At 64.5% G+C, this 11,364-nt stretch carries 8 protein-coding genes and 1 pseudogene; all 9 read left to right on the forward strand.

Features of this window, described 5'->3' with window-relative positions; all coding sequences use genetic code 11:
• Positions 1 to 19: 19 nt before the first annotated feature.
• On the forward strand, positions 20 to 499 hold the full coding sequence (tsaE, locus tag V8352_RS03025) for a tRNA (adenosine(37)-N6)-threonylcarbamoyltransferase complex ATPase subunit type 1 TsaE (RefSeq protein ID WP_336422768.1): 480 nt from the start codon (positions 20 to 22) through the stop codon (positions 497 to 499).
• Positions 492 to 1,502 carry an aminoglycoside phosphotransferase family protein gene (locus tag V8352_RS03030; protein ID WP_336422769.1) on the forward strand — a complete coding sequence of 337 codons (1,011 nt, stop codon included), beginning with the start codon at positions 492 to 494 and terminating at the stop codon, positions 1,500 to 1,502. Before tsaE ends, V8352_RS03030 begins: the two co-directional genes overlap by 8 nt.
• Positions 1,478 to 2,170 (forward strand): nucleotidyltransferase family protein, encoded by a 693-nt coding sequence (locus tag V8352_RS03035; protein WP_336422770.1) that lies wholly within the window; start codon positions 1,478 to 1,480, stop codon positions 2,168 to 2,170. The genes V8352_RS03030 and V8352_RS03035 overlap by 25 nt, the downstream gene beginning before the upstream one ends.
• Complete coding sequence (addB, locus tag V8352_RS03040) at positions 2,163 to 5,090, forward strand: double-strand break repair protein AddB (RefSeq protein WP_336422771.1); 2,928 nt, start codon at positions 2,163 to 2,165, stop codon at positions 5,088 to 5,090. Before V8352_RS03035 ends, addB begins: the two co-directional genes overlap by 8 nt.
• A complete protein-coding gene (gene addA / locus V8352_RS03045) occupies positions 5,087 to 8,422 on the forward strand; it encodes a double-strand break repair helicase AddA (protein ID WP_336422772.1) in 3,336 nt (1,111 codons plus the stop codon). Before addB ends, addA begins: the two co-directional genes overlap by 4 nt.
• Before the next feature lie 54 nt (positions 8,423 to 8,476).
• Positions 8,477 to 8,797 carry a thioredoxin gene (gene trxA, locus V8352_RS03050; protein WP_336422773.1) on the forward strand — a complete coding sequence of 107 codons (321 nt, stop codon included), beginning with the start codon at positions 8,477 to 8,479 and terminating at the stop codon, positions 8,795 to 8,797.
• A 125-nt stretch (positions 8,798 to 8,922) separates the two neighbouring features.
• Complete coding sequence (hslV, locus tag V8352_RS03055) at positions 8,923 to 9,480, forward strand: ATP-dependent protease subunit HslV (protein ID WP_336422774.1); 558 nt, start codon at positions 8,923 to 8,925, stop codon at positions 9,478 to 9,480.
• Positions 9,481 to 9,544: 64 nt separating this feature from the next.
• Positions 9,545 to 10,849: an ATP-dependent protease ATPase subunit HslU gene (gene hslU, locus V8352_RS03060; protein WP_336422775.1), complete on the forward strand. Its 1,305-nt coding sequence runs from the start codon at positions 9,545 to 9,547 to the stop codon at positions 10,847 to 10,849.
• A 247-nt stretch (positions 10,850 to 11,096) separates the two neighbouring features.
• Positions 11,097 to 11,258: pseudogene (locus V8352_RS03065) on the forward strand (MFS transporter); the annotation flags it as partial.
• Between the last annotated feature and the right edge of the window lie 106 nt (positions 11,259 to 11,364).

An 11,364-nucleotide genomic window follows, 5' to 3' on the forward strand; every position in this document is an offset into this window, starting at 1 on the left:
GCGCGTGTAGTGTCGGCGCATGCCTGACCGCGCAACCTGCACCCTGCCCTCCGACGGCCCCGAACGGACCTGCGCCATCGCGCAGCGGCTCGGGGCGGTCCTGAGCATGGGCGATGCAATTCTGATGACCGGAGATATCGGCGCGGGCAAAACCCATTTCGCACGTTGCCTCATCCAGTCGCAGATGACCGATCCCGAAGACGTGCCATCGCCAACCTACACGCTGGTTCAGACGTATCCCGTTGCGTCCGGCGAAATCTGGCACGCCGATCTATACCGGCTGGGCGATCCGAATGATGTGTTCGAGCTGGGGCTGGTCGACGCCTTTGAAGCTGCGATCTGCCTTGTCGAATGGCCCGATCGCCTCGGTGACCTGGCACCGCGCCACGCGTTGGACCTGCGCATTGAAAACGTGGATGCGACCGACGCGCGCAGGCTGATCTTTTCCGGCGACGAGGGCATTTGGGCCGCGCGCCTTGCGGAGATTTCACATGACTGATCGCGACATCCTCGCCGCCCGCTTTCTCGATGGCACGGATTGGAGGGGCGCCGATCTCAGCCCCTTGGCCGGGGATGCCTCCAACAGACGCTACATGCGGCTGTCGCGCGCAGACGGCAGCGCGGTCCTGATGGATGCGCCCCCGGAGCGCGGCGAGGATGTGCGGCCCTTCGCGGCCATCGCGCGGCACTTGTCGGGTATGGGTCTGAGTGCACCGCAGATCCTGGCAGAGGACAGCGCGCAAGGGTTTCTGCTGCTGGAGGATCTGGGCGATGATCTTTTTGCGCGGGTCATCCCGAGCGCGCCCGCCAGTGAGGCCGAGCTTTACACCGCCGCCACGGATGTTCTGGTGCATCTGCACGCGCAGCCACTTCCGCCCGGCTTGCAAGCCTATGACCCCGCGCTGATGGCGGATATGTCCGCCCTCGCCTTCGAGTGGTACGCCAATGACAATAGTAGCGTAGGGCGCGCCGCCGCGCATGGCGCCATCCTGGCGGCACTTACCCAGCATGCCAGCGATGACAGCGTTCTGATCCAGCGCGATTATCACGCCGAGAACCTTCTGTGGCTGCCTGACCGCCTGGGTATCGCGCGGGTGGGCCTGTTGGATTTTCAGGACGCCATGCGCGGACATCCCGCTTATGATCTCGTGTCGCTCCTTCAGGATGCGCGGCGCGACGTGCCCGAGGATATCGAGCGCGCAATGGTCGAGCATTATGTCAGCCGCGCAAACGTTGATGCGGCGGCCTTCGATGCGGCCTATCATGTGCTGGGCGCGCAGCGAAATCTGCGTATCATCGGCGTCTTTGCACGGCTTTGCCTGCGCGATGGCAAGGCGCATTACATTGACCTGATCCCGCGCGTCTGGGCCCTGCTGGAGCGTGATCTGGCCCATCCGGCCCTTGCCCATCTGGCCCCTCTCGTCCTCGGGGTCCTGCCGACGCCGACCCCCGAATTTCTCAAGGATCTCAAAGCCAGATGCACCCTGCCCCAAACGACCTGATGCTCTTTGCCGCCGGGTTCGGCACGCGCATGGGCACGCTGACCCGTGATCGGCCCAAGCCGCTGATCGAGGTGGCCGGACGCGCCCTGCTGGATCATGCGCTGGACCTCGCGGAGGATGCGGGCGTCGGGCGCATTTGCGTCAACACCCATTACAAGGCTGATCAGATTGCAGCACATCTGGAGGGTCGCGATGTCGCCATATCCCATGAGGCGGGCCAGATTCTCGATACTGGCGGCGGCCTGCGTGCGGCGCTGCCCCTGCTCGGGGGATTGCCCGTCTTTACGATGAACACCGATGCCGTGTGGCAGGGGCCAAACCCCCTGACACTGCTCTCGCGGGCATGGGACGACACGGCCATGGACGCCCTGCTGCTGTGTTTGCCACCCGCGCAGGCTATCGGCCATGCGGGCAAGGGTGACTTCGTTCTGGAGGCCAACGGGCGCGCGACGCGGGGCCCAAACCTTGTTTATTCCGGCGCACAGATCATCCGCACCGATGTGCTGACAGAGATGCCGGATGGGGCGTTTTCGCTCAACCTTGTGTGGGACAAGCTGATCGAGGCCGGGCGCCTTTTCGGCACCAGCTATCCCGGCAAGTGGTGCGACGTCGGCCATCCGGGCGGCATCACCCTCGCCGAAGACATGCTGGGAGGGGGCAATGTTTGACTCTCAAGAGGCGCCGCGCGTCTATGGGCTGCCGCCCGGCGTGGATTTCCCCGCCCAGTTGATCGCAGGTATTTTGCAGCGCCTCGACGGACAGCCGCCCGAGGCGCTGGGCCGCGTGCATCTTATCGTCAACACGCGGCGCATGGCCCGCCGGCTACAGACCCTCTTGTCGGACGGGCCCGCACGTTTGATGCCGCGCGTGTCGCTGGTGGCCGAGCTGGGCCGCGACTGGAGAATGGCCGATATTGCACCGCCCGCGCCGCCACTGCGCCGGAGGCTGGAATTGATCCAGCTAATCTCGTCACTGCTGGATGCACAGCCGGATCTGGCCCCGCGCACCGCGCTCTATGATCTGGCCAACAGCCTCGCGACCTTGATGGACGAGATGGAGGGCGAGGGCGTGCCCCCGGACGTGATCGAAAGTCTCGATATCAGTGACCAATCCGGCCATTGGGAGCGGATTCGTGCGTTTCTCAACATTGTGAGGCATTTCATGGACGGGCGCGGCGCACCGGGCGCCGAGGCCCGCCAGCGCGAGGTGGTCCGCCGCAAGATCGAAGCGTGGCAGAGCGCGCCACCCCAGCATCCCGTGCTGCTGGCCGGTTCGACCGGGTCGCGCGGCACGACACAGATGCTGATGCAGGCGGTTGCGCGCTTGCCCCAAGGGGCGGTGATCCTGCCCGGATACGATTTCGACACGCCAGATCATGTCTGGGCGTCGATGGGTGACGCGATGCTCAGCGAGGATCATCCACAATACCGATTTCAGGTGCTCCGCGCTGCCCTCGGGCTTGAGGACATCGGGCGGTGGACGGATGCCGAGCCGCCCAGCGCAGCGCGGGCAAAACTCGTCTCGTTGGCGCTGCGGCCCGCGCCCATCACCGATCAATGGCTGGACGAGGGGCCCGAGCTTCGGGGGGTTGCCAGCGCGATGGACGGCGTAACCCTGATCGAGGCGCCGTCTCACCGCATCGAGGCGCTGACCATCGCCATGCGGCTGCGCGAGGCTGCTGAAACGGGACAGACCGCCGCGCTGATTACGCCCGACCGGGGGCTGACCCGGCGCGTCGCTGCGGCGCTGGACCGCTGGGGCATCATCCCCGATGACAGCGCAGGCATGCCGCTGCATCTGTCGCCGCCAGGGCGTTTCCTGCGCCATGTGGCCGAACTTGCGCTGCGCCCGCTGACAGCAGAGGCGCTTCTGACGCTGCTCAAGCATCCTTTGACACACACAGGCGGGCGGCGCGGCACGCATTTGCGCCTGACACGCGAGCTGGAGCTTCATCTGCGGCGCAAGGGTCCGCCCTTTCCGACAGCCAGCAGCATCACAGGCTGGGCCGCCACCCAGTCCGAGCCGATGGCGGCAGAGTGGGCCGCTTGGGTTGGCGACTGCCTGACCGCGCAGGAGGCGCCCGAGGCCATGCCCCTTGAGGCGCGCGTCAGTGCGCATCTGGCCCGCGCCGAGGCTATTGCAGATGGAAGCGCCCCAACTGCGGTCAGCGAGCTGTGGCAAGAGGAGGCGGGCAAGAAGGCACGCGCCGTGTGCGACCTGCTGGCGACCGAGGCACAGCAGGGCGGCGACATGCCAGCGACGGATTATGCCGCGCTCTTTGCCGCGCTGTTGCAGGGCGAGCAGGTGCGCAGCGCCGAGGCGCCCCATTCCGGCATCCTGATCTGGGGCACCCTCGAGGCGCGGGTGCAGGGCGCCGATATGCTGATCCTCGCCGGCCTGAATGAAGGCAGCTGGCCCGAGTCCCAGCCGCCCGATCCGTGGCTGAACCGGGCGCTGCGCCATCGCGCCGGGCTCTTGCTGCCCGAGCGACGCATCGGCCTTGCCGCGCATGATTTCCAGCAAGCGGTGCTTTCGGGCGAAGTCTGGCTGACCCGCAGCACCCGCTCGGACGAGAGCGAAACCGTCGTATCACGCTGGCTGAACCGGATGCAGAACCTGATGTCAGGTCTGCCGGATCAGGGCGGGCGCGCCGCGCTCGATGCGATGCGCGCGCGCGGGCAGGAGTGGCTGGACCGTGCGGCGCAGTTGGAAGCGGTCGAGCGCACGGCACCCGCCCCGCGCCCCGCGCCCTGCCCGCCCGTGGATGCGAGACCAAACCGCCTTTCAGTGACTGAAATCAAGCGGCTGATCCGCGATCCATACGCAATCTACGCCAAGCACGTTCTGGGCCTACGGCCGCTTGATCCGCTTATGCGCGCCCCCGATGCCCTGTTGCGCGGGATCGTTCTGCACGAGGTGCTCGAGCGCTTTGTCAAGGACAGCATCGAAACGCCGGGTCAACTGACCCGCGAGGCGTTGATGGATCTGGCGCAGGACGTCCTTGGCCGCGAGGCGCCATGGGCTGAGGCGCGCGCGCTTTGGCTGGCCCGGCTGGAGCGTGTCGCAGACTGGTTCATCGAAACCGAGGAGGCCCGGCGCGCCCTTGCCACCCCGGCCGAGTTCGAGGCCAAGGGACAGGCGCAAATGGCTGATCTTGGATTTACACTTGTCGCTAACGCCGACCGCATCGACATAGACGCGCGCGGCTGCCTGCATATCTACGACTACAAGACCGGCAAGCCGCCAACCACCAAGGAGCAGACACACTTCGACAAGCAACTCCTCCTGGAGGCCGCGATTGCCGAGCGTGCCGGATTTGGCGATCTGGCCCCCTGCGACGTTGCGCGCGCGGTCTATATCGGCCTTGGGGCCGAGCCATCCGAGACGCCTGCCCCGCTGGAGGACGAGCCCCCAGGCAAAGTCTGGCAGGGCTTGCACGATCTGATCTCGGCCTATCGCGATATCCGCAAGGGGTATGTCGCGCGGCGCGCGATGCAGGCCAAGAAAGATGTGGGCGATTACGACCAGCTGGCCCGATTTGGGGAGTGGGACATCACCGATGATCCCACCCCGGAGGTGCTGAAATGATTGAACGTGATGATGCCACATTGCGCCAGATCTCGGCGGCGCAGCCCGGTAATTCGACATGGCTCAGCGCGAATGCAGGCTCTGGCAAGACGCGGGTCCTGACCGACCGGGTGGCGCGGCTGCTGCTGAACGGCGTTGATCCGCAGCACATCCTGTGTCTGACCTACACCAAGGCCGCGGCGAGCGAGATGCAGAACCGTCTCTTTGCGCGGCTGGGCCAATGGGCGATGCTGGAGAGTGCCAGCCTCGCGGATGCGCTCCGCGATCTGGGTGTCGAGGGCGCGATGGACGACACCGCGCTGCGCGACGCGCGGCGCCTCTTTGCCCGCGCGATCGAAGCGCCGGGCGGACTCAAGATTCAGACGATCCACTCGTTTTGCGCCTCCTTGCTCAGGCGTTTTCCGCTTGAGGCCGGCGTCAGCCCGCAGTTCGTCGAGATGGAAGAGCGAACGGCCAAGCTGCTGCGCGCCGAAATCATCGAGGACATCGCCGCTGGCCCACAGGCAGCCAAGCTGGACGCGCTGGCCCGGCACCACACCGGCGAGACGCTGGACGAACTCACCCGCGAAATTGTGGGCCGCGCCCCCATGTTCGAGGCCCCCTGGACCGAGGCCGGGCTGAGCCAGGCGCTGGGCCTGAGACCGGATGTAACTGCCCGCAGCCTTGAGGAAGAAGTGTTTCTGGGGGGAGAAACGGGCCTGCTAGGCCGTTTAGTGACTGCTATGTCCGTTGGGAGCAAGACAGACGTAGGCACCGCCACCAAGCTGCGGCGCATCTCGTCGCTTGGTTATGACGCGCTTCCCGCGCTGGAGGATGCGTTTCTGACAAAATCGGGGAAAAACCCGTTTTCCGTGTCCAGCCGTGTGCCGACAAAGGCCACGCGCGAGGCACTGGGTGATACGATGGATCTGATCGACGCATGGATGCACAGGGTCGAGGAGGCCCGACCCAAACGTGTCGCATTGCAAGCCGTCCGCCTGTCCATGGCGCTACAGGAATTCGCGCAGGTGTTCCTACCCGCATACGCGCGCGCCAAGCAATTGCGCGGCTGGCTGGATTTCGACGACCTCATTCTGCGGGCCAAGGCGCTGTTGACACGGTCTGACGTCGCGGCTTGGGTGCTCTATCGCCTGGATGGGGGCATCGACCACATTCTGGTGGACGAGGCGCAGGATACCAGCCCCGTGCAATGGCAGGTGATTGACCGGCTCGCGCAGGAGTTCACGGCAGGCGAAGGCGCGCGGCAGGATGTTGAGCGCACGATTTTCGTCGTGGGTGACAAGAAACAGTCGATCTATTCCTTCCAAGGCGCCGATCCGCGCGAATTCGACCGAATGCAGCGCGAATGGTCCGACAGGCTGGGCGCCGCAGGCACGCCCCTGCACAGCCAAAGCCTTGAGCATTCTTTCCGCTCGGCCAGCGCCGTTCTGGATGTCGTCGACGCCACCTTTCGCGGACTTGAGGATTCGGGTTTTGCCCCGGATCAGAGCCACATTTCCTTTTGGCCCGACATGCCCGGCCGTGTCGATCTATGGCCCATCAATCCGGAGGCGGAGGCATCAGATCCGCCCCCTTGGCACACGCCCGTCGACCTGAAGGCCAAGGACGATCCCAGTGTCGTCCTGGCCGGCCAAATCGCGGATACCATCGCGCGCATGATCGCCGAGGGGCAGCCCATTCCGGACGCAGGAGGCATGCGTCCGGTGCACGCCGGTGATTTCCTGATCCTCGTCCAGTCGCGCAGCGATATTTTTCACGAGATCATAAGCGCTTGCAAGACGCGCAACCTGCCCATCGCCGGTGCCGACCGGATGAAGGTGGCGGGCGAATTGGCGGTCAAGGATCTGGCCGCTGTGCTATCCTTCCTCTCGACGCCTGAGGATGATCTATCGCTTGCCGTCGCCCTGCGCTCGCCCCTGCTGGGCTGGAACGAGGCGCAGCTTTATGATCTGGCCCAAGGGCGCGGGCGCAAATACCTGTGGGAGGCCCTGCGCGCCCGTGCCCAGGAATTCCCCGAAACCATGGCCTTTCTGACCGATCTGCGCGACCGGGCCGAGTTTTTGCGCCCGTATGACCTGATCGAACGGATCCTGACGCGCCACGATGGACGCCGCCGCATCCTGGCGCGGCTTGGGGCCGAGGCCGAGGATGGCATCGATGCGCTGCTGTCGCAGGCGCTGGCGTATGAGCAAAAGGCCGTCGACAGCCTCACCGGCTTTCTGGTCTGGCTCGAAACCGACGCGCTGGAGATCAAGCGCCAGATGGACGGCGCGGGCGATCTGATCCGCGTCATGACAGTGCATGGGGCCAAGGGGCTCGAGGCGCCTATCGTGATCCTGCCCGAAACCGGCAAGCGCAAGAACGACGTGCGGGCCCAGATCCTGAATATCGGCGGGGCCCCTGTCTGGCGCGCCAAGTCGGCGGCCTTGCCCGCGGCGCAAGCCACCGTGATCGACAACATCAAGGACGCGCAAGCTGCCGAGCGGGATCGCCTGCTTTATGTCGCGATGACGCGGGCGGAAAAGTGGCTGATCGTGGCGTCCGCAAGGGCGCCGGGCGAGAATGGCGATAGCTGGTATGAAAAGATCGCCGCCGGGTTGACCGACCTTGGGGCCGCCCCGTTTCGCATTCATGGCGGCGATGGCCTGCGCCTTGAGCGAGGCGACTGGAACGCCGCCACCGAGGCGCAAACCGCCGAGCCAAAGCGCGATGCCCCCCCGCTTGCCCCATTTTTCCATAGCGCTGCGCCTGCCGTCCCCGATGCCGCCGGCCTGCGCAGCCCCTCGGACCTTGGCGGCGCCAAGGCGCTGCCGGGTGATATCGGCCTCGATGAGGAGGCGGCAAAACTGCGCGGCAACCGCATCCATGCGCTGCTGGAGTTTCTGCCCACCCTGCCCGAGGCCGACTGGCCCGACGCCGCAGCACGCATCCTGCCGGATGCGGCTGATCTGCCGGATCTGCTGGAGGAGGCCGCGCGGTGCATCAAGGCGCCTGCGCTCGCGCAGCTTTGGACGCCCGCTGCGTTGCCCGAGGTCGGCATCACCGCCGAGTTGCCGCAGCTTGGACGCCTTCAGGGGGTGATCGACCGCTTGATCCTGACGGAAGAGGCCGCGCTGATCGTGGATTTCAAATCGAACGCCGTCGTTCCCGAAACGGCGCAGATGTGCCCCGATGGTCTTTTGCGCCAGATGGGCGCCTATGCCGCGATGGCCGCGCTGATCTATCCGGGCCGCCGGATAGAGACTGCAATTCTCTGGACACGCCGCGCCGCGCTCATGCCATTGCCACACGAGATTGTGACATCTGCGCTGGCGCGGGCGGGCGCAACTTGACCTTGGGCCGCGCGCTCCATACGTATGTTCGGAACCCAGTTGTAGGAGAGACCCATGGCAACCGTAGCCGTCACGGACGAGACGTTCGACGCCGAAGTAAAGAATTCCGATATCCCCGTTGTGGTGGATTTTTGGGCCGAATGGTGCGGCCCGTGCAAGCAGATCGGCCCGGCCCTGGAAGAGTTGTCCAATGAGATGGACGGCAAGATCAAGGTCGTGAAAGTCGATGTCGACAGCAACCCGAACTCGGCCGTTGCGATGGGCGTGCGCGGCATACCTGCGCTTTTCATCTTCAAGGATGGCGAAGTGGTGTCCAACCGCTCGGGCGCTGCCCCCAAGGCCGCGCTGCAAAGCTGGATCGAAGACGCGATCTGAGCGATCCGAATTATGTTATCTCAAAGGGCGCCCCGTGTTGCGGCGCCCTTTTTGCTGTCGGTCGCACAACTTGCGCTCATCGCGCCACGCTTCCATATAAGGGAAAACAAGGCAGGAGTATCATGATGTCGAGCGAGCAATTCCCCGGATGGCACGGCACCACCATCATCGGCGTCCGCAAGGGCGGCGAAGTCGTCGTCGCGGGCGACGGTCAGGTCAGCCTCGGCCAGACGGTCATCAAGGGGAGCGCCCGCAAGGTTCGCCGCCTCAGCCCCGGTGGCTTTGATGTGGTCGCGGGCTTTGCCGGATCCACCGCCGATGCCTTTACCCTGCTTGAGCGGCTCGAGACCAAGCTGGAGGCAACGCCCGGCCAACTGCAACGCGCCTGCGTTGATCTGGCCAAGGACTGGCGCACCGACAAGTATCTTCAAAAACTGGAGGCGATGCTGATCGTCACCGATGGCAAGGATCTTTATGTCATCACCGGTGCGGGCGATGTGCTCGAGCCCGAGCATGACGTGGCCGCCATCGGATCGGGCGGCAACTTTGCGCTGGCTGCCGCGCGCGGCCTGATGGACAGTGATCGCAACGCCGAGGAAATAGCGCGCGCCGCGATGGAGATCGCCGCTGATATCTGCGTCTACACCAACGGCAAGCTGACGGTAGAGACGATCGCCGGATGACCGCCGGCGCTTGTCTTTCTCGCGCCCATGCATACGTCCCGTCCAGATCGCAAAAGGAAATTGAATGACCGACCTGACCCCACGCGAAATCGTCAGCGAGCTGGATCGCTTTATCATCGGGCAAAAAGAGGCCAAGCGTGCGGTCTCGGTCGCACTGCGCAACCGCTGGCGCCGGAAGCAATTGGGCGCGGACCTGCGTGAGGAGGTTTATCCCAAGAACATCCTGATGATCGGCCCCACGGGCGTGGGCAAGACCGAGATCAGTCGGCGTCTTGCAAAACTGGCGCGCGCCCCTTTCATCAAGATCGAGGCGACCAAATTCACCGAAGTTGGCTATGTCGGCCGTGACGTGGAGCAGATCATCCGCGACCTGATGGACAGCGCAGTGACCATGGTGCGCGACCAGATGCGCGAGGACGTCACCAGCGCCGCCCGCAAGTCTGCCGAAGAACGCGTGGTGACCGCCATCGCCGGCGAGGACGCCCGCGAGGGAACCCGCGACATGTTTCGCAAGAAGCTGAAATCAGGCGAGCTGGACGACACCATGATCGAGCTTGAGGTTTCGGATAATTCCAGCCCGATGGGCATGATGGACATACCCGGCCAGCCCGGCGGCGGGCAGACACTGAACCTTGGCGATATCTTCGGCAAGGCGTTCGGCGGCCGCACGGTCAAGCGCAAGGTCACCGTAGCTGACAGCTATGACATCCTGATCGGCGAAGAGGCCGACAAGCTGCTTGATGACGAAACGGTCAACCGCGCTGCCCTCGAGGCGGTCGAGCAGAACGGCATCGTCTTTCTGGACGAAATCGACAAGGTCTGCGCCCGCAGCGATGCGCGCGGCGGCGAGGTCAGCCGCGAGGGCGTTCAGCGTGATCTTCTGCCGCTGATCGAGGGCACGGTCGTCAGCACCAAGTATGGCGCGGTTAAGACCGATCATATCCTCTTTATCGCCTCAGGCGCGTTCCACGTTGCCAAGCCATCGGATCTCTTGCCGGAATTGCAGGGCCGCCTTCCCATCCGGGTCGAACTACGCGCCCTGACCGAAGGTGATTTCGTTCGCATTCTGACCGAAACGGACAACGCCCTTACCCGCCAATATACCGCCCTCATGGGCACCGAAAAGGTCACTGTCGATTTCACTCAGGACGGGATAGAGGCGCTCGCGCGGATCGCCGCCGAGGTGAACGCCTCGATCGAGAATATCGGCGCTCGCCGCCTCTACACGGTCATGGAGCGCGTTTTCGAAGAGCTGAGCTTTGATGCGCCCGACCGCGCTGGCGACACGGTCACCGTCGATGCCGCCTTTGTCGACAAGAATCTGGGTGAGCTTGCAAAATCCACCGATCTCAGCCGGTATGTCCTTTGACGCGGTAGCAGGCTTCATCTTGGGAAAAATACTCGTTATCCGAGCGATCTCGCACGCGTGGCGGCTGAACAGCTGCGGCACCGCGATCATCTGAAGCGTTTTGCCAAAAGCCCTGCGTCTCGGCTTTTGGCGGCGCCAGTGCACAAAATAAAAGATGCGCGCGCGCCACCTTTTTCTGATGCCCCAAGTTAAAGGCGAGGCGCTTTAGGGTCTTTTAATCCCCTGACTTTCCCGCCACCAAAGGCGGATGCACACGCTTGCCTTCCTTCGCGATAATGCCCGCTGGCTGACCGCTGGAGTTCTGCTGACTTTTCTCAGCAGCTTCGGCCAGACGTTCTTCATCTCGATCTTCGCAGGCGAGATCCGCGAGGCGTTCGGCCTCAGCCATGGGCAATGGGGCGGCATCTATGGTCCCTTCTCGTTCCGTGTGGGTAGTCGGGCGCACCGGTGCTTGAGCCGCTCCCATATTTCGTGCCTTCGGTAGGCGCGTCCGACGCGGAGACCTCAGCCATCGC

This window comes from Roseovarius sp. D0-M9 (assembly GCF_037083805.1).
Classification (GTDB): Bacteria; Pseudomonadota; Alphaproteobacteria; order Rhodobacterales; family Rhodobacteraceae; genus Roseovarius.